The sequence below is a fragment of the Streptomyces sp. NPDC052114 genome, from assembly GCF_040680155.1.
Taxonomy (GTDB): Bacteria; Actinomycetota; Actinomycetes; order Streptomycetales; family Streptomycetaceae; genus Streptomyces.
This window is the reverse complement of sequence record NZ_JBFAWC010000017.1, coordinates 1-18,079: the sequence shown is the minus strand read 5'-3', so window position 1 is coordinate 18,079 and position 18,079 is coordinate 1. Positions and strand designations below refer to the sequence as shown.

Here is an 18,079-nt window from a genome sequence, read left to right as displayed (position 1 = left end):
GCCGTCCGGCAAGTCCGGCAGGCCCCGCAGAATGCGCCTGCCGGGCCGGGGCGACGGCGGCAGCCCGCTGTTCCGCAACGCCTATGCCCTGATGCTCAACACGGGCATCTCCGGCGTGCTCGGCGTCGGCTTCTGGCTGGCCGCCGCCCGGTACTACTCGGAGTCGGCGGTCGGCCAGGGCTCGGCGGCGATCGCGGCGATGAAACTCCTCGCGGGGCTCACCGCGGTGACGCTGACGGGGGCCCTCGCGCGGTTCATACCGATCGCGGGGCGCGCCACCGGCAAGCTCATCTTCCGTACGTACGCGGGAAGTTCGGTGGCCGTGGCGCTCGCCGCGCTGGTCTTCCTGTTCACCCTGGACCTGTGGGGACCCTCGTACCGCTTCCTGCACGGCCCCGTGCACGGCATCGGCTTCGTCCTGGCCGTCGTCGCCTGGTCGGTGCTGACCCTTCAGGACGGCGTCCTGACCGGGCTGCGCAACGCGCTGTGGGTGCCCGTCGGCAACACCGTCTTCTCGGTGGCCAAGCTCGGGCTGCTCATCGCGATCGCCGCGGCGATCCCCACCGCCGGTGTCTTCGTCTCCTGGGTCGCCTCGATCGCGGTGTCGGTGATCCCGCTCGGCTGGCTGGTCTTCCGGCGGCTCGTGCCGCGCCATGTGCGCGCCACCGCCGGCAAGGCGCATCCGCCGTCGCTGCGCGAGATCGGCCGCTTCCTGGCCGGCGACTACACCGGCTCGCTCTTCTCGCTCGCCGTGGTCTATCTCGTCCCGGTGATCGTCGCCTCGCAGGTCAGCTCGGTCGACAACGCGTACTTCTACATCACGACGACCATAGGCGGCACGGTCAACCTCCTCGCCATCAACATGGGGGCCTCGCTCACCGTCGAGGGGGCGCACGACCCGGCGCTGCTCGCCGCCAACACCCGCTCGGCGCTGCGCCGAATGGCGATGATCATGCTGCCGGTGTGCGGGATCCTCTTCGTCGCCGCGCCGTTCGTCCTGCGCCTGTTCGGGCAGGGGTACGCGGACGCGGCCACTCCGCTGCTGCGCTGGTTCGCCGTCGGGGCGCTGCTGCGGGTCGTCATGGAGACCTACTTCGCGGTGCAGCGCGCCCAGAGCAAGACCTCGGGGATCGCCTGGCTGCAGGGCCTGCTCTGCGTCCTGGTCCTCGGTCTGACGCTGATCCTGCTGCCGCGCATGGGGCTGACGGGCGCGGGCGTCGCGGAGATCTCCAGCCTGGCGGTGATCGTGGCGATCGCGGCGCCGAAGCTGTACCGCGTGACGCGGACGGCGGCGCCGGTCCGGACGGCCGACGGGGCGGCGCCGGACGGGGACCTGGCCGACCTGGGGACGCCGGACGCGCCCGCGGAGCAGGTGCGGGCCAAGACCTCCGGCGCGTCGGCCGAGGGCGCCGAGGGGGACGCCGCCGAGGGCAGGCGCAAGGAGCGTCACGGGCCCGCGTGGGCACTGCGGGAGTCGCTCGACTCGGACACCCTCCACCTCGCGGTGCAGCTCGACTTCGAACACCAGGAGCGCAGGCCGGACGTGCGGCCGGGCCCTGGCACGCCCGCCGCCGGGACACCCGCGGCGCAGAGCGAGGGGGACGACATGGACCACCGGCCGACCTGGGCGCTCAGATCGCCTGCCCCCGGGCCCTCCTCGTCCGTGTCCGCCGCTCCGGTGGCCGAGCCGGGGCGGGACGTCTCCGAGCCCGCGTCGGCAGCCGCCGCGCCGCCCGTGGCGCCGGGCGCTCCCCCGATGCCCGAGGAGCCGCCCCGTACGGAGGAGGCGTCCGCGGCCGGGACGTGCCTGCCGGGGAGCGACCTGCCAGGACTGGACCTGTCCGGCACGGAGCTGTCCGGCACGGATCTGCGCGGCACGGACCTGCCGGAGATGGACCTGCCGGAGAGAGGCCTCCCCGGGAAGGGCCCGGACGAGGGCGAGGACCTGCCCGAAGGACCGCTGGACGAGGAGCCCGCCGCCGCCCCCCGCGCACCCTGGCGCCGCGTCCTCGTCATGGCGCTGCTGCTCGCCGCCGCGCTCGGCCTGTACTGGCTGCCCGCCCTCGGTCTCGGCGAGCGGGACCTGGACGACATGGGCGGCCTCGGGCTGATCTCCGTCCTGCCGCTGCCGACCCTGGCCGGCGCCGCCCTCCTCGCGGTCGTGTTCGCCACGCTGCTCTGGATGGACCGGCCGCTCAAGGGCCTTCTCCTGGTGACGCTGCTCGCCACCGTGGTGTCGCTGCACGCGCTGCCCGCCGTCATCGAGGCCGAACCGCGGTTCGCCACGGCCTGGCAGCACCTGGGCTTCATGGAGTACATCGACCGGACGGGCACCGCCGTGCCCGATCTGGACGCGCGCTGGAGCTGGCCCGGGTTCTTCGCCGCGGCCACCTTCGTCGCCAAGGCGTGCGGCGTCTCGGACATGACCGAGGTGATCCGCTGGTGGCCGACGGCCATGCAGGTGCTCTATCTGGCGCCGATGCTCCTGCTCGTGCGCTCGGTGCGGGCGTCCTGGCGCGCCAAGTGGGCGGGCCTGTGGATCTTCGTGCTCAGCGGCTGGGTCGGCCAGGACTACTTCTCCCCGCAGGGCTTCACCTTCCTGCTCTACATCGCCTTCGTCGCGATCCTCATGGTGTGGTTCCGGGCCCCGCGCATGCTGTGGGCCAAGCGGCGGCCCGGCGAGACCGAGGTCGAGCCGGCCGGGCGCCGCGAGCGCGCGGTGCTGCTCCTGGTCCTGATCGGCCTCTTCGCGGCGACGGTCCCCGCCCACCAGCTGACGCCGTTCGTGATGCTGGGCGTGCTCACGGTGCTCGTCCTGGTGGGCCGCTCCGAGCTGCGCGGGCTGCCGATCCTCTTCGGGGTGCTCGTCGTCGTGTGGCTGGGCTTCCTCGCCGAGCCGTACTGGTCGGGGCACTTCGACGAGCTGTTCGGCGGGGTCGGCGGCGTGGGCGGCAATGTGTCCTCGTCGGTCTCCGGGCGCATCGAGGGCGGCAGTTCGACGCACAAGCTGGTGCTGTACGTGCGGGTGGCGATGGCGGGCGCCGTCCTGGCGTTCGCCTGCTGGGGCTGGTGGCGGCGCCGCTTCTACAAGTACAGCGAGCGCTCGCTCCTGGTACTGACCTTCATCCCGTTCATGGGCTTCGCCATGCAGTCGTACGGCGGCGAGATGGCCCTGCGCGTCTTCATGTTCGCGCTGCCGGGCGCAGCGCTGCTCGCCGGTCTCGCGCTGTTCCCGCGCGCGGGCATCACCCCGGAGGAGCGGGACCGCGACCGGGTGAGCCTCGCGCCGCTGGCCGCGATGATGGCCGGGCTCGTCCTGATGGGCGGCTTCCTGGTGGCCCGCTGGGGCAACGAGTCCTTCGAGCAGATCCGTCCGGGCGAGGTCACGGCCATGGAGTACGTGTACGCGCACGACGACCCGACGGTGCGGCTGCTGTGGATGAGCAATGACACGGTGAACAACGTGACGCCCGCGATGCCGTGGGGCACCCGTGACATGGAGAAGGTGGAGTACGTCCCCACCCTCGCGCCCGCCGACCCGGTCCTGGTGTCGGGCCTGGTCAAGGCGCTCAAGGACGCGGGCCCCCAGTCGTATCTGATGATCAACCGCAGCCAGACCACGTATCTCCAGCTGGACGCGGGCTATTCGAGGACGTGGGAGCCGCGGCTCATCCACAACCTCGACAACCGCCAGGACCTCAAGAAGGTCTTCACCAACGACGACGCGACGATCTACACCCTGCGCGAGAAGCCGGACGGCAGGGCCCCCGCGGCCGATCCGGGGCCGGCCGGCCCGAAGGTGACGTGGACGCCGTGGTCGGTGGTGGGCGGGCTCGCCGCGATCGCGGTGATCCTGCTGCTCGCGGCGCGCGAGGTGGTGCGGGTCGCGGCGGCGCCGAGCGTACGGCAGCAGCGGTGGCTGCAGAGCAGCTTCTGGTTCTCGCTGCCGCTGCTCGCGGTGCTGCTCGCCTCGCTGATCCAGCGGTTCGCGACGATGGCGTGAGGGACGTGGTGTCAGGGACGGTGGCGTGCGGGACGGTGGCGTGCGGGACGGTGGCGTGCGAAGGGGGCGCGCCGGGTTCGGGACGGGGTGAAGCGGGCTACCGCTTGAGCCACTTCACCTCATAGCCCTTCATGTCGAACCGCCGCCCGTCGACCTTCGCGCTGATCGGCCGGTCGAGGGTGTTCACCACGAGGACCGCGTCGTCGTCGGCGAGGACGCGTACGTTCGGCCGGTCGTCGGCGGCGATCTGCACCTTCTCGTACGTCGTGCCGGGACCGAACTCCGTGCCGAACCGCTCGACGAGGTCCAGCATCGGCAGCGCGGCGCCGCCGTCGCCCTGCTGCGTGGAGGTCCACAGACAGCCCGCGCACTCGGCGCCCTTCTTCTTCTGCGGGTTCCAGTAGAAGCCACTGGTGGCGCCGCCGCGGACCATCGCCATCAGGCCGGAGGCCTGGACGGCGACGCGGTGCGCCTCGGACCAGTCGTCGCGGTTGTCCTGGCTGTCGCCCGGCTCCACGTAGTACTCGGCCCACCACAGCGGCAGATCGCCGGTCCGCTCGCGCACCCACTTGCCGACGGCCGTGAACTTGTCGGTGGCCTTGAACTCGTCGGGGAGCATCTCGTCGTCGACGGTGTAGCTGGAGCCGTCGACGACGACGAAGTCCGCGCCCGCCTTGTGCTTGTTCCAGTAGTCGAAGGCGTCGAGGACCCGCTGGTCCATGCGGCCCCAGGGCCCCTTCACGTCCTTCGACACGCCCTCGGTCCGGCGCGGGTCGACGCTGTCCATCACCAGGTAGGGGCCGCCGACCATGATGTCCTTGTCGACCTTCTTGAGCTCCTTGTAGACGAGGTTGTAGAGCTCCGTATACCCCTCGTAGTCCCAGCGGCCCTTGCCGGTGTTCCAGAAGCCCTTGAACTCGTTCCACACGATGAAGTGGCGTACGTCGGGATAGCGCCTGGCCACCGTCGCGGCGAGCTTCGCGTAGTCCTTGTAGTGCGCGCGGTCGGGCGCGGTCTCCAGGGACTGCTGGCTCCAGTCGGTGTGGTCCGAGCCGGGCTCGCCGCCCTTCATCCAGTCCGGGGCGCAGCACAGGGTGACGACCGGGGTGCCCTCGCTCGCCCGGATGAAGTCCATGCGGCGGTCCATGTTGGAGAAGTCGTAGCGGCCCGGGACCGGCTCCGGGTTGCCGGCGCCCCAGCCCATGACGTGCTGGATCTGCGGGACCGGCCGCCCCTGGTCGGCGAGCTGGGACTCGACGCGCTCCGTGGCAGGGGCCTCGCCCTCGTCCGCGCTGTACTGGGTGTGGGTGAAGCCCCAGCCCACCTGGGGCCTGGCGTCGCCGGGCGGGACGGCGGGGGTGCCGTGCACCTTGTCGCCGTCGGGGGTGGTGCCCGCGGTGCTTCCCCCGCCCCCGGGCAGCGTGCCGAGCAGGGTGACCGCGAGGGCCACCGCGGCCGCGCCGACGCCGAGCAGGGCGGTGAGACGCCACCGCCAAGCCCGTGTATTCCACCCATGACGTCCCATCAGGGGCAAGAGTATCGGCGGCGGTTGGCGGTAGGACAGGTTCCGTACGACAGGTCTGTAACGGGTCGTGCGGGGACACAAGGGACGCACCGCGGAAACCGGATGCACGAGGACGCGTGCGTGCCGGATCATGTCGGCATGTCTGCGAACCCTCACGACGCCCTGCCGATCCGGCTGAACGTCGACGACAGCGACTCCCCGTCGGATGTCGTGGACGCGCTGTTCCTCGGCCGCTTCGCGACGGGCGAGCAGCCCTTCTCGCACAGCGCGAACATCGACCGGGTCAAGTCCGGTTCCACCCTGCTGCCGCCCGGGGCGACGGTCCTGCGCGCGGCGCGCGACGACGACCGCAGCGCGACGCTCGCCGATGGCGAGGGCTGGACGCTGCTGATCTCCCGCTGGAACCGCGGCGCGGACGTCACGGTGACCGCGACCACCGCCGAGCTGGCCGAGAAGGTCCTGAAGCAGGCCACGGACGGCGCCCAGGACGAGCCCGAACCCCAGCCGGAGAACGTGACGATGGGGTTCTGGTACGTCTCCCCGCGCCGCGGCCCGCACCGCACCACCCGGCAGATCTCGGCCGGCACCTGGGAGGAGGTCCGGCCCAACTACACGGCGCCGGTGGCCGACGCCATGGACAAGCTGATGAAGACGACGCCGGAGGACATCTCGGGGCGGCTGCTCCTGCTGCACGGCCCGCCGGGCACGGGCAAGACGTCGGCGCTGCGCACGCTCGCGCGCTCGTGGCGGGACTGGTGCCAGGTGGACTGCGTCCTGGACCCGGAGCGGCTGTTCAGCGACGTCGGCTATCTGATGGACATCGCGATCGGCGAGGACGACGGCACGGCGAAGGGCCGCTGGCGGCTGCTGCTCCTGGAGGACTGCGACGAGCTGATCCGCGGCGAGGCGAAGCACACGGCGGGTCAGGCGCTCTCGCGTCTGCTCAACCTCACGGACGGCCTGCTCGGCCAGGGGCGCAACGTCCTGGTCGGCGTCACGACGAACGAGGACCTGGAGCGCCTGCACCCGGCGGTCGTGCGGCCCGGCCGCTGCCTGGCCCGCATCGAGGTCGGCGCGCTGACCCGCCCCGAGGCGGTGGAGTGGCTCGGCACGGACGAGGGGGTGGGCCGCGAGGGCGCGACCCTCGCGGAGCTGTTCGCGCTGCGCCGGGGCACGACCCCGACGTCCCTGCCGGACCAGCGGGAGGGCGCGGACGCGGGCCTGTACCTGTGAGCCCCGCCGTGGGCGGACGTCCCTCTCCCGCCCGTGGCCACGGTGCCGGGCGAGGTGATCGGAGGGCCTAGCCGGAGGTCCCGTAGGCCGCCCGCAGGGCGTCCCGCACGGCGGCCAGCGCGTCCTCCTCGGAGAGCCCGAGCCGCCGGGCCCGCTCGGCGAAGGCCTGTGCCGCCGCGGACGCCTCCCGGGCCGCGCCCTCCCCCGCCGCGGCGACGAACGTGCCGTTGCGCCCCCGGGTCTCGATGACCCCGTCGGCCTCCAGCGCCCGGTAGGCCTTGGCCACCGTGTTCGCCGCGAGCCCCAGCGACTCCGCGAGCCCCCGCACCGTCGGCAGCTTGTAGCCGACCGGCAGCGCCCCCGACCGCGCCTGCCCGGCGATCTGGGCCCGCACCTGCTCGTACGGCGCGTCGCCCGCGCCCCCATCGATGTCGATCTTCAAAGTCACGAGGCGATTGTCCCGCACCCGGGCCCGCCCGGAAGCGGAACACTCCCCTCGGAAAATGGGAGGCGCCCGCGCGCGCCCCGCGCGTAGCGTGCGGCCCCATGACATTGATCGTCCGTACCTTGGATCCCGCCGTCCCGGCGGATGCCGAGGGCTTCGCCGCCGTCCGCCGCGTCTGTGTACCCGCCATGCTCGCCACCGCGGCCTCGGTCGCCTTCGACCGGGCCCACGCCCATCCGGACGCGCGGTACGTGCAGTTGGTCGCCGAGACGGACGGCGTGATCGTCGGCACCGCCCAGGTCGGCGTCGCCCACGACAGCCCGCAGCCGGGCCAGGGCTTCGCCAACGTGTACGTGCATCCGGAGCGGCGCGACACCGGCGCCGGCTCGCTGATCCTGCGCACGGCCGAGGAGTACCTCGCGGGAGAGGGCGTCGACACCGTCTACTCGTGGGTGCTCGACGAGCCCGCGAACCTCGCCTTCGCCGCCCGGCGCGGCTACCGCCCGAGCCGTTCCGCGCACTTCCTCCGCCTCGACCTCGCCGCGGGCGCGCTGCCGCCGCTCCAGGAGCCGCCGTCCGGCGTGGAGCTGGTGAGCGGTTCGGTGTACGCCGAGGACGCCCGCCCGCTCTTCGCCCTGGACGCGGAGACGGTCGCGGACGAGCCGAGCGACGTGGGCGCCGAGTTCACGGACTACGAGCACTGGATCTCCGAGACCTGGCAGCACCCGCTGGTGAACCAGGAACTCACCACCGTGGCCCTGGTGGACGGCCGCCCCGCCGCCTTCAGCCTGGCCCGCACGGACGGCGAGGGCCGCTACGCCTCGGGCATGACCGGCACCGGCCGGGAGTTCCGCGGCCGGGGTCTCGCCAAGCTCGCCAAGAACGACTCCCTGCACCGGGCCCGCGCGGCCGGCTGCACGGAGGCGTTCACCGGCAACGACACGGGCAACGCGCCGATGCTGGCGATCAACAAGTGGTTCGGTTACGAGATCTGCGCGACGGAGGTGCGCCATGTCCGCGAACTCGGCTGACGCCACGGCCCCGACCCTGGAGATCGTCCTCACCAAGGCGGGCCGGACGAAGATCCGCTATCCGGCACGGCTGGTGGCCGACGACGGCACGAAGGTCACCGTCCGCGCCCCCTGGGCGGCCCCCGGCGTCCGCGACTTCGGCTTCGTCCGCTTCGAGCCGGGCGACGTCTTCACCGAGCACTACTGGCGCGACCGCTGGTACGCGGTCAAGGAGGTGTACGCCGCCGACGGCACCCTCAAGGGCTGGTACTGCGACGTGACCCGCCCGGCGGTCCGCGACGGCGAGTCCCTGACGGTGGTGGACCTGGACCTCGACCTGTGGTGCTCGGCGGACGGCACGACCGTCCTGCGCCTGGACGAGGACGAGTTCGCGGCCAGCGGCCTGCCATCGACGGACCCGCACGCGGCGGCCCGGGCCACCCGCGCCCTGGACGAACTGGAGGCGTTGGCGCGCGGCGGGGGGCTCGGGGGGATCTGACGCCCGCGCCGCCCTCCCTCCGGACCGACATTTCCCCCTCCGGCAGCGGGCCTTCATCAGAAAGGCGGTCCGCGGAGGTCTACGGCGTCGCTCCAGTGGACATCGGTAGGACAGGGAGGCAGACATGCGCCGAGTGACCATGCACAAGCCCGTCCGCCGCCGGGCGCGGGAACGCCAGGAGGCCGAGGCCACGCCACGCGAAAGGACCGAGGTCCGCAGGGACATCCGGCGGACCTGGTGGCCCGACGACTGAGCCCTGCCCCGGTGGACGCGGGGCCTCGCGCCGGTGGACGTGGTGGTCCGGCGGCCGGGTCCTCCGTCAGTGGTCCAGGAGCCGCTTGCGGTAGTGCAGCCGGTCGTAGGGGCCGTCCACCCGGCGTTCCACCAGCTCGTATCCGTAGCGGGGATAGATCTTCTGGTTCTCCCACATCAACGCGTTGGTGTAGAGCGTGACTTCGATGAAGCCGAGCGCACGCGCGTGTGCGTCCACGAAGGAGAGCAGCCGACGGCCCACCCCCTGCCCCGCGGCATCGGGGTGGACCGCGATCGACTCCAGGAGGAGTCGGCCCTCGTACGGACGCGGGACGAGGACCAGGAGTCCGACCACCGGGTCCCCGGTGACGTACACCCGCCCCGCCGCCACGTCGGCGGCGTGGTCCGCCTCCATGGGGGCGGGCACCACGCCGATGCGGTCGATGTAGTGCCGGTAGGCCGCGTCGGTCACCGCCCGTACGGCGGGGACGTCGGCGGCGGTGGCGGGGCGGATGTCCGTGGGGACTTCGGGAGATGCGGTCATGCCTCCACGTCTACGCCACGTCGGCGGGCCCGCACCACTGCCTTCTTCACCAACGGCCACGCCACGATCAGGACGATGAGGACATAGACCGTCACGGAGAACGGCGTGTCGACGAGTCCGCCGACGCTGCCGTCGCTGATCTGCAGGGCACGGCGCAGCTGCTGCTCGGCGTTGGGGCCGAGGATGACGCCGATGACGGCGGGCAGGATCGGCAGTCCGTAGCGCCGCATGCCGAAGCCGATCAGGCCGATGACGAGCAGGATGACGAGGTCGAGCGGTTCGCCGCCGACCGCGTACGCGCCGACCGCGGCGAAGAACAGGATGCCCGCGTAGAGGTAGGGCCGCGGGATGCGCAGGAGCTTCGCCCAGAGCGGGGCCAGGGGCAGGTTCAGGGCCAGGAGCAGGACCATGCCCACGAACAGGGACGCGATCAGGCCCCAGACGAGGTCCGGTTCGCGTTCGAAGAGCAGCGGTCCCGGCTGGATGCCGTACTGCTGGAAGGCGGCGAGCATCACGGCGGCGACGGCGGTCGTGGGCAGGCCGAGGGTGAGCATGGAGACGAGGGTGCCCGCCGCCGACGCGGACGACGCCGACTCGGGCCCCGCGACGCCCTCGATGGCGCCCTTGCCCCACTCGTCCTTGTGCTTGGACAGCCGCTTCTCGGTGACGTACGAGAGGAACGTCGGGATCTCCGCGCCGCCGGCCGGGATCGCGCCGAACGGGAAGCCGATGAACGGTCCGCGCAGCCAGGACTTCCAGGTGCGGCGCACGTCCTGCCTGCCGAGCCAGGGGCGGCCGACGGGGATGGCCCGGCCGCTGGTGCGGCGCAGGTGCGCGGCGACCCACAGGGCCTCGCCGATCGCGAAGAGGCCCACCGCGACGATCACCACGTCGATGCCGTCGGCGAGTTGGAGCGAGCCGAAGGTCAGGCGCTGCTGGCCGGTCATCTGGTCCAGGCCGACCAGGCCGAGGGTGAGGCCGATCAGGAGCGAGGCGAGGCCGCGGATGCGGGAGGAGCCGAGCACCGAGGTGACCGCGATGAACGCGAGGACCATGATGGCGAAGTAGTCGGGCGCGCCGATGTCGACGGCGAGGTCGGCGACGGTCGGCGCGAGCGCGACCAGGAGGAGCGTGCCGATCATGCCGCCCGCGAAGTGGCCGATGGCGGCGGCCGCGAGGGCCTGCGCGCCGCGACCCGCCTTGGCCATCGGGTGGCCTTCCATCGCGGCGACGACGGCGGCGCTCTCGCCCGGTGTGTTGAGCAGGATCGAGGTGGTCGAGCCGCCGAACATCGCGCCGTAGTAGATGCCCGCGAACATGATGAAGGCGCCGGTCGGTTCGAGTCCGTAGGTCACCGGGAGCAGCAGGGCGACCGCCATGGCGGGGCCGATGCCGGGCAGCACGCCGATCGCGGTGCCGAGCAGCACGCCGACCGCGGCCCACAGCAGGTTGATCGGGGTCAGGGCCGTGCCGAAGCCGTCCATGAGGGAGGAGAAGGCATCCATGTCACAGCACTCCCATCAGGGGGCCGCCCGGCAGGGGCACGCCGAGCAGGTTGTTGAAGACCTCGTACGTGACGACGGAGAGCACGGCGGCGATGAGCGGGTCGCGGTCGAGGTGGCGGCTGCCGAGCGCGTAGGCGGAGCCCCAGAAGAGCAGCGCCCCGGCGATCGGGAAGCCGAGCGGTTCGATGAGGACGGCGGTGGCGAGGAAGACGCCGGCGAGCAGCAGCACCGTGCGCCAGTCGGCGGGTTCGGACAGGTCGACGTCCTCGCCGCCCTCGGCCTCGCCCCGGCCGCCGCGCAGGACGTCGACGGCGAGCAGGAGGGAGACGACCAGCAGCCCGATGCCGACGGCCACGGGCACGGTCTTGGGGCCGATGGGGCCGCGCTGGGCGATCTCCACGTCCATGGTGAGGGCGTCGGTGAGGACGAGGACGCCGAGCGCGAGGAGCAGGACGCAGACGCCGAGTTCGGAGTGTTCGCGCAGCCAGGAGCGGCGCTCGGGAGCCTCCTGGTCCGGCAGGTCGGTGGTGGTCACAGCCCCAGCTCCTTGAGTACGGACACGACGCGCCGGTCCTGGGCGGCGAGGAAGTCGCCGAACTCGTCGCCGGTGAGGAAGGCGTCGTCCCAGCCGTTGGTCTTGAGGGACTTCCGCCACTCGGGCGAGGCGTGCAGCTTCTTGACCAGGCCGGTGAGCTTGTCGCGCTCGGCGTCGCTGAGTCCCGGCGGGGCGACGATGCCGCGCCAGTTGGTGAAGTTCACGTCGTAGCCGGACTCCTTGAGGGTGGGTCCGTCCAGGCCGGGCACCCGCTTCGGGCCGGTGACGGCGAGCAGCCTGAGCTCGCCCGACTTGATCTGGTCGAGGTACTCGCCGACTCCGGAGACGCCGAAGGCGACCTTGCTGCCGAGGATCGAGGCGAGGAGTTCGCCGCCGCCGTCGAAGGGCACGTAGTTGACGTCCTTCGGGGCGATCCCGGCGGCGCGTGCCATCAGCATCGGCGCGAGGTGGTCGGGCCCGCCGGGCGACGAGCCGCCGCCGACCGGCAGCTTGCCCGGGTTCTTCTTCCAGGCGTCGACGAGTTGCCCGATGGTCTTGTACGGGGAGTTCTTGGCGACCACGACGACGTCCTGCTCCTCGGTGAGCCGGGCGATGGGGGTCGTGTCCGCGAGGGTCTTCGGGGAGTGGTTGGAGCGGGCGGCGCCGACGACGCCGAGGCCCATGGACATGGCGAGCTTGCCGTTGCCGTGCTCGCCGACGAGCCGGGTGAGGCCGACGGTGCCGCCCGCGCCGGGCAGGTTGAACACCTCGATGTTGTGGGTGAGTCCGGCGTCCTCGGCGTTCTTGGCGGCGGTGCGGGCGGTGATGTCGTAGCCGCCGCCGGGCGTGTTGGGGACCATGAGGCGCAGGCCGGGGATCTGGGTGCCGGTCTCGGCGCCGCTGCCCGTGGTGAGCAGCGGCGGCGCCACGAGCACGAGCAGGGCGGCCCCGAGCAGGGCGAGGGGTGTGCGCAGGCGCACGTGTGCCACCACCTGTCGGTACGTAGTCGGGTGTGAGGTGGCCCACATGTTGCCCGCGCGTTAACAACCTGTCTCTCTTCCGGAACCAACGGACGTTGTGGTCGTTGTGGTCGCGCCCATAGCCTGCGGCGATGACAAGGGTGCTGGTCGTGGACGACGACTTCATGGTCGCCAAGCTGCACAGTCGGTACGTCGCCGCGGTGGACGGATTCACCGTGGTGGGCGTCGCGCACAGCGGCGCCGACGCGGTCGCCGCGGCGGAGCGCCTGCGCCCCGATCTGCTCCTCCTGGACGTGTATCTGCCCGACATGGACGGCATCGCGGTGCTGCGCGAGCTGCGGGCCGCGGAGGAGCGGGATCCGGCGCGGCAGCCGGTGGACGCCCTGTTCATCACGGCGGCGCGGGACGCGGAGATCGTCCGGGCGGCGCTGCGGGCGGGCGCCCTGCACTACCTGATCAAACCCTTCAACCAGGCGGCCCTGCGGGAGCAGTTGAGGCATGTGGCGGCCCTGCGGGCCCGTCTCGACGGCCTCGACGAGGCCCGCCAGGAGGACGTCGACCAGATCTTCGGCACCCGCCCGCCGGGCTCCCGAGGACTTCCGAAGGGCCTCGCGGCGCACACGGCGGAACTGGTCGAGCAGACCCTCCGCGACCACCCGGGCGGCCTGTCCGCCTCGGAGTGCGCGGAGGCGGGCTCCCTCTCCCGCGTGAGCGCCCGCCGCTATCTGGAGTTCTTCGTGGAGACCAGACGCGCCGAGGTGACGCTCCGGTACGGGGGGACGGGACGGCCGGAGAGGCGGTACCGGTGGGTGGGGTGAGGGGGGTGGGGTGAGGGGGGTGGGGCGACACGCTCGCTGCCCGATTAGGTGACGCCGATCCGGCTCACCTCCCGTTTACTCCTTCGTCCAACGTCATGTTCACGGTGCGGAATTGGCGCCGGGTGCAGTGGCGGAGCGGCGTGTTTGTCCGTACACAGCTGAGCGCCTCGTTCGGGGAAGCCTCCTCAGATTCATTGAGCACACCTGTGACCGAGTCGCTTTGCGGAGCTCGCGGCCACGCCGCCGTCGACTGGCGGTCGGTCGAAGCCTTCCGGTGACGGTGGTCAGGTCGCCGCGGCGCGAAGAGAACTCGTCGCAGCGACGGCCTTGCAGTTCGCCCATTTCCGCTGACCTCGTGGGTAACCAGCATGGCGGCTGGATCGAGCCAATCTGATCAGCCCGCCTCGTGGCGCACGTGGGTCACGACAGACTGATGTGCCATGGGATACAGGGGACGTTGGTTACGTGGGGCGTCGTGGTGCGCGTGCGCGGCAGCCGCGGCGTGGCTGATCGTCAGCGGCATCGTTGACGGGTGGGGGGAAGCGGATCCAAAGGCCAGTGTGGTCGGCGCGGTGAGTGGTCTGGCGGCACTTGCGCTGACGGCCTTGGCCCGGACGGGGCGGGATGCCGAGGTGGGACTGGGTGTCATCGCCGACCAGCTCGCGTGGGCGGTGAAACGGCAGTGGGCCGAGGAGATCGAGACCCGGCGCTTGAACGATCCGTATCCGCTGCCCGTCGCCTGGCGTACGGCCGACGCGGCCCTGACCGAGCCCTGGGACCGGCTGACCGGCCTGGCCGACAGCTGGCCCGGTGGCCCGCCGGGCGATCCCGCGCAGTGGCCCGCGGACGAAGCCGGGCTTGCTGGGCGGGACGCGCAGATCCACGAGGTCTTCGCCCACCGTGTGCCCACTCGTCGGCTGGTCGTGCTCGGTGCGCCCGGCTCCGGCAAGACGGTTCTACTCATCCGCCTGCTCCAGGACCTGATCGAGCGCCGACAGGACGGCGGACCGGTACCGGTCCTGTTCTCCCTCGCCTCCTGGGACCCCGCCGCCGATTCGATCGAATTCTGGCTGGCCGAGCAGTTGCGGCGCAGCTACCCCGACCTGCGTATCCCGGCGCCCGCCGGCACTGCCCCAGACGGCGCGCGACCGGCCGACCGTGCACAAGCCCTGCTCGCAAGCGGACTCGTCGTCCCGCTGCTCGACGGCTTCGACGAACTGCCCCCCGCCCTGCACGCCGTGGCACTGGACGCCCTCAACCGGAACATGCCCGCCCGGCAGCCCCTGGTCCTCTCCAGCCGCGCTGTTCCTTACCACACAGCCTTGACCAGGCCCGACGCTACGGTCCGGCTCAACGGCGCCGCCGGCATCCAGCTGCTCCCGCTCGCACCCGAGGACGCCGCCGAGTACCTACGCCGCGACGCGGGCGGCCCTCATGCCCCCGCTGCCGACCGCTGGAATCAGGTGATCACCCAGCTCGGCACCGACACCCCTGTCGGGCAAGCGCTCAGTACCCCCTTCGGGCTGTTCCTGGCACGCACCATCTACAACCCGCGCCCCCAGGCCACGGCCGGACCCCACCCGCACCCAGACGAACTCTGCGACACCACCGCCTATCCCGACCGCACCGCCCTGGACACACATCTGCTCCATGCCTACATTCCCGCTGTCTACAGCCCCCGCCACCCCAATCCGTCGCCCTGGGCGATACCTCAGGCCCTGCGCACGCTCACCTTCCTCGCCCGTCACCTGGAACACCACCGCGACGGCACCCCCGACCTGGCCTGGTGGGAACTCCGCCACGCTCTCTCCAGCCGCCCCAGACGCCTCGTTTACAGCGCACTCTGCGGAATCGGGATCGTGTTGTCTGCTTTCCTCGTCACCGACGGCCCACCGCTGCGAGAGAATTTCACGGATGCGCTCGCCCTTGTTCTCGTCTCCCTGCTGATGCCCGCGGCCCGACGCACCCCAGGTACACGTCCGGCCCTGGCACTGCGCGCGCTCGCCTTCGGCCTCACCTTCGGCATCCTGTTCGCCACTCTCGCTAATCTCCTGTACCTCGTGCTAGGCACCGAGGTGCAGGACTGGGGCGTATCCGCCCTGGTGGGGATGGCGGTCGGAGGGACTGTCCTCACACCGATGACCTTCGTGGCATGGATACGTACGGGCACAACGCCCAAGGCGCGGGTCCGCTGGCATCCCGGCTCCATACGGATCGGGTTGCTGTGGGTGCCCGTCCTGGCCCTCTTAGGCTTGGCCGTCGGTGGCTTGGCTGCCGGCGGATTCACCAATGACTCCGAAATTTTATTGGGTGCAACCGTTTTGTTTGGGTTCGTTCTGGGGATTCCGGCTGCGCTGGTGCACGCGCTCATACGAGGCTTCAGATCGGTACCTTCCGACCTGACCACCGGGGTCGGAGCAGCTGCGTTGCTGGCCCGGGACCGTCGCATCTGTCTTATGTCCGCACCTATAGGCGGTCTGATCTTCGGGGGAGCCGGCCTTCTCACCTTGTCCTTCTACGCCATGATCAGCCAAAGCGTCGAACTGGAGGCGAGTGAACCGAAAATCATGATCCCACTGGCAGTCACCGTCGCTATCGGGCTGCTGGCCGGAATTTCCAGATCGGCTTGGGTGGACTTCGTGGAATCGAGGGCCTACTTGGCCGTCGGGCACAAACTGCCCTGGCGCCTCATGTCGTTCCTCCAGGACGCACACGAACACCGCGGTGTGCTGCGGCAGATCGGAACCGTCTACCAGTTCCGGCACATCGAGTTGCAACGCCATCTGGCCCAGCAGCCCTGGCCCCCCAGCGCATAGGAAACGAGCTTCATTCTGCGGCCTCCCAAGAGGGGGTCCGGTCCGGGGAACGTCAACGCATGGCTTTGATATCGCTGATCATCTCCGCTGCCGCCCTCGCCGGTGTCCTGGTGTCCTGGTCTACCAGTCCCGTCAGACTCAGATCTCCCAGGACGGGAGCATCCGCGCCTCGTATCGCGAACTGTTGATGCTGAGCCTCAACGACCCTCTACTATGCGCCTGCTGGGCCAGGGTTCACCGAGGTTGGGGGCGCATAGCGACAGCTACGCATTCCAAGTGCAAGAAGCGATTTGTAGCGATTGTCGATGAGTACTACCGGTTGGCGGTCGGCGGGAACAGCTAGGCGAGTAGTGGCCTACGACAAGACAACTGCGGCTCGCCAGCCAGGGCGAGTACAGCGAGCCGAAGACCCCTGCGGAGTTGTGTGCGCTTGTCAGCTCTGTCTCTCTCGCGAACAGGCGAACGGGAGGCCGACCGACACCCTAGGGGAGCCGTACAGGGAGCCACACAAGGTGATCCGTCCTGGACCCCCACGGACTCCCCCGGACCGTCCCGTAGCTCACGTACTGGTCGAACCGGCGCTCACAGGGTCCCAGCCTCAGCCCCGGATTAGCCCTTCCTTAACCGCACCATAAAGATCGCCATCTGCCGCCCTCAGCAGGGGATTTCGCGGATTTCAGGGGCTAGCTTTCTGGTCGCCGGGGCGGTGACGAACCGTCGGTGCCGCTGCTGATCGGGGGGCCGCACCGCTCGTTCGCCATCGCCCCGTGTCCCCCTGAACCGCCGTTTGAGGAGAACCCCATGACTCGCCGCAGCAAGGTCGCCGCGATCGCCGCCGTCGGTGTGGCCCCGCTCGCCCTGACCGCCCTGTCGGTCACGCCCGCCGCCGCGCACGGCTCGATGACGGACCCGGTCAGCCGGGTCTCCGCCTGCTTCCAGGAGGGTCCGGAGTCCCCGAAGTCGGCCGCCTGCAAGGCCGCCGTCGCCGCCAGCGGCGCCCAGGCCTTCTACGACTGGAACGGCGTGAACATCGCCAACGCCGCCGGCAAGTCGAAGGAGATCATCCCCGACGGCAAGCTGTGCAGCGCGGGCAACGACAAGTACCGGGGACTCGACCTGCCGCGCGCCGACTGGCCGTCCACGAAGCTCGCCGCGGGCAAGCACACGTTCCGCTACAAGGGCACCGCCCCGCACAAGGGCTCCTTCGAGCTGTTCATCACGAAGGACTCGTACGACCCGACGAAGCCCCTGAAGTGGTCGGACCTGGAGGAGAAGCCCTTCGTCAAGGTCACCGACCCGAAGATGGAGAACGGCGACTACGTCTTCGACGGCACGCTGCCCGCCAAGTCGGGCCGCCACCTCGTCTACTCGATCTGGCAGCGCTCGGACTCCCCCGAGGCCTTCTACACCTGCTCCGACGTCGTCTTCGGCAAGGACAGCGGCGGTTCGGGCGCCGCGCCCGCCCCGACGGCCTCCGCCCCTTCCGACAAGGAGATCGCGGCGGGCGCCGACAAGTCCACCGTCGAGCACCACGGACACGGCGACTCCGACGCCGGGACGGGCGCCGAGGCCACCGGTGCCGCCCCCGCCGATGACGCGGCCGGCAACCGGCCCGAGGTGAACGGCGGCGCCGAGAAGCCGGTCACCGCCGCGGGCGGCGACGCGAACGACAACCTCGCCGAGACCGGTGGCGACAGCACCACTCCGTACATCGCGATCGGCGGCGCCGCCGCTCTCGCCGTGGGCGCCGCGGCGATGTTCGCCACGACCCGCCGCCGCGCGGCCGGCCGCCACGGCCGCTGAGGCAGACGTCGAGCGGGCCGCGTTTCCCTCCGGCCGGAGGGAAGATCGGAAGAGCGGCGGGGAGGGACAGAGGGTTGGGGAGGGAGTGTAGATCTCGGGGGTCGCGGGTGG

14 protein-coding genes are annotated in these 18,079 nt (G+C 71.2%); 8 read left to right on the top strand and 6 right to left on the bottom strand.

Translation table 11 applies throughout. From position 1 onward, the window contains the following. The first annotated feature begins 31 nt into the window (after positions 1-31). Positions 32-4,003, top strand: a complete 3,972-nt coding sequence (locus AB0L89_RS31385) for a pentapeptide repeat-containing protein (protein WP_365148823.1) — start codon at positions 32-34, stop codon at positions 4,001-4,003. A gap of 97 nt (positions 4,004-4,100) precedes the next feature. Here the strand turns inward: AB0L89_RS31385 and AB0L89_RS31380 are convergent, their stop codons facing one another. After that, on the bottom strand, positions 4,101-5,528 hold the full coding sequence (locus AB0L89_RS31380) for a xylan 1,4-beta-xylosidase (protein WP_365148439.1): 1,428 nt from the start codon (positions 5,526-5,528) through the stop codon (positions 4,101-4,103). 138 nt (positions 5,529-5,666) lie between these two features. Here AB0L89_RS31380 and AB0L89_RS31375 point away from each other — a divergent pair, with 138 nt between their 5' ends. Beyond that, positions 5,667-6,761 (top strand): DUF5925 domain-containing protein, encoded by a 1,095-nt coding sequence (locus AB0L89_RS31375; RefSeq protein WP_365148436.1) that lies wholly within the window; start codon positions 5,667-5,669, stop codon positions 6,759-6,761. 67 nt (positions 6,762-6,828) lie between these two features. Here the strand turns inward: AB0L89_RS31375 and AB0L89_RS31370 are convergent, their stop codons facing one another. Beyond that, a complete protein-coding gene (locus AB0L89_RS31370) occupies positions 6,829-7,209 on the bottom strand; it encodes a GntR family transcriptional regulator (RefSeq protein ID WP_365148433.1) in 381 nt (126 codons plus the stop codon). A 98-nt stretch (positions 7,210-7,307) separates the two neighbouring features. On the opposite strand from AB0L89_RS31370, the gene AB0L89_RS31365 reads away from it, so the two are divergent. The 3 genes from AB0L89_RS31365 to AB0L89_RS31355 all read left to right on the top strand — a co-directional run bounded on the left by AB0L89_RS31365 (position 7,308) and on the right by AB0L89_RS31355 (position 8,968). Then, positions 7,308-8,237 (top strand): GNAT family N-acetyltransferase, encoded by a 930-nt coding sequence (locus tag AB0L89_RS31365; protein ID WP_365148430.1) that lies wholly within the window; start codon positions 7,308-7,310, stop codon positions 8,235-8,237. Then, positions 8,218-8,715, top strand: a complete 498-nt coding sequence (locus AB0L89_RS31360) for a DUF402 domain-containing protein (protein ID WP_365148428.1) — start codon at positions 8,218-8,220, stop codon at positions 8,713-8,715. The genes AB0L89_RS31365 and AB0L89_RS31360 overlap by 20 nt, the downstream gene beginning before the upstream one ends. Before the next feature lie 124 nt (positions 8,716-8,839). Beyond that, a complete protein-coding gene (locus AB0L89_RS31355) occupies positions 8,840-8,968 on the top strand; it encodes a hypothetical protein (protein WP_365148425.1) in 129 nt (42 codons plus the stop codon). Positions 8,969-9,034: 66 nt separating this feature from the next. Here AB0L89_RS31355 and AB0L89_RS31350 read toward each other — a convergent pair whose 3' ends face one another. The 4 genes from AB0L89_RS31350 to AB0L89_RS31335 are packed head-to-tail and all read right to left on the bottom strand — an operon-like array spanning position 9,035 to position 12,531. Further along, complete coding sequence (locus AB0L89_RS31350; RefSeq protein ID WP_365148422.1) at positions 9,035-9,511, bottom strand: GNAT family N-acetyltransferase; 477 nt, start codon at positions 9,509-9,511, stop codon at positions 9,035-9,037. Further along, positions 9,508-11,016 (bottom strand): tripartite tricarboxylate transporter permease, encoded by a 1,509-nt coding sequence (locus tag AB0L89_RS31345; RefSeq protein WP_365148419.1) that lies wholly within the window; start codon positions 11,014-11,016, stop codon positions 9,508-9,510. Before AB0L89_RS31345 ends, AB0L89_RS31350 begins: the two co-directional genes overlap by 4 nt. Position 11,017: 1 nt before the next feature. Further along, positions 11,018-11,551: a tripartite tricarboxylate transporter TctB family protein gene (locus tag AB0L89_RS31340; protein WP_365148416.1), complete on the bottom strand. Its 534-nt coding sequence runs from the start codon at positions 11,549-11,551 to the stop codon at positions 11,018-11,020. Further along, positions 11,548-12,531, bottom strand: coding sequence for a tripartite tricarboxylate transporter substrate binding protein (locus AB0L89_RS31335; RefSeq protein ID WP_365148820.1), 984 nt, complete (start codon positions 12,529-12,531; stop codon positions 11,548-11,550). Before AB0L89_RS31335 ends, AB0L89_RS31340 begins: the two co-directional genes overlap by 4 nt. A 131-nt stretch (positions 12,532-12,662) precedes the next feature. Here AB0L89_RS31335 and AB0L89_RS31330 point away from each other — a divergent pair, with 131 nt between their 5' ends. From AB0L89_RS31330 to AB0L89_RS31320, 3 genes are all read left to right on the top strand, one after another. Next, complete coding sequence (locus AB0L89_RS31330) at positions 12,663-13,349, top strand: response regulator (RefSeq protein WP_365148413.1); 687 nt, start codon at positions 12,663-12,665, stop codon at positions 13,347-13,349. 440 nt (positions 13,350-13,789) lie between these two features. Further along, positions 13,790-16,165 (top strand): NACHT domain-containing protein, encoded by a 2,376-nt coding sequence (locus AB0L89_RS31325; RefSeq protein ID WP_365148410.1) that lies wholly within the window; start codon positions 13,790-13,792, stop codon positions 16,163-16,165. 801 nt (positions 16,166-16,966) lie between these two features. After that, positions 16,967-17,968, top strand: a complete 1,002-nt coding sequence (locus AB0L89_RS31320; RefSeq protein WP_365148407.1) for a lytic polysaccharide monooxygenase — start codon at positions 16,967-16,969, stop codon at positions 17,966-17,968. The last annotated feature ends 111 nt before the right edge of the window (positions 17,969-18,079 follow it).

What these genes read in the sequence shown, in the direction of transcription:
- AB0L89_RS31385 (WP_365148823.1), top strand. Translation starts at nt 32, where the DNA reads ATGCGCCTGCCGGGCCGGGGCGACGGCGGCAGCCCGCTGTTCCGCAAC.
- AB0L89_RS31380 (WP_365148439.1), bottom strand. Translation starts at nt 5,528, where the DNA reads ATGGGACGTCATGGGTGGAATACACGGGCTTGGCGGTGGCGTCTCACC.
- AB0L89_RS31375 (WP_365148436.1), top strand. Translation starts at nt 5,667, where the DNA reads ATGTCTGCGAACCCTCACGACGCCCTGCCGATCCGGCTGAACGTCGAC.
- AB0L89_RS31365 (WP_365148430.1), top strand. Translation starts at nt 7,308, where the DNA reads ATGACATTGATCGTCCGTACCTTGGATCCCGCCGTCCCGGCGGATGCC.
- AB0L89_RS31360 (WP_365148428.1), top strand. Translation starts at nt 8,218, where the DNA reads ATGTCCGCGAACTCGGCTGACGCCACGGCCCCGACCCTGGAGATCGTC.
- AB0L89_RS31355 (WP_365148425.1), top strand. Translation starts at nt 8,840, where the DNA reads ATGCGCCGAGTGACCATGCACAAGCCCGTCCGCCGCCGGGCGCGGGAA.
- AB0L89_RS31350 (WP_365148422.1), bottom strand. Translation starts at nt 9,511, where the DNA reads ATGACCGCATCTCCCGAAGTCCCCACGGACATCCGCCCCGCCACCGCC.
- AB0L89_RS31345 (WP_365148419.1), bottom strand. Translation starts at nt 11,016, where the DNA reads ATGGATGCCTTCTCCTCCCTCATGGACGGCTTCGGCACGGCCCTGACC.
- AB0L89_RS31330 (WP_365148413.1), top strand. Translation starts at nt 12,663, where the DNA reads ATGACAAGGGTGCTGGTCGTGGACGACGACTTCATGGTCGCCAAGCTG.
- AB0L89_RS31325 (WP_365148410.1), top strand. Translation starts at nt 13,790, where the DNA reads ATGGGATACAGGGGACGTTGGTTACGTGGGGCGTCGTGGTGCGCGTGC.
- AB0L89_RS31320 (WP_365148407.1), top strand. Translation starts at nt 16,967, where the DNA reads ATGACTCGCCGCAGCAAGGTCGCCGCGATCGCCGCCGTCGGTGTGGCC.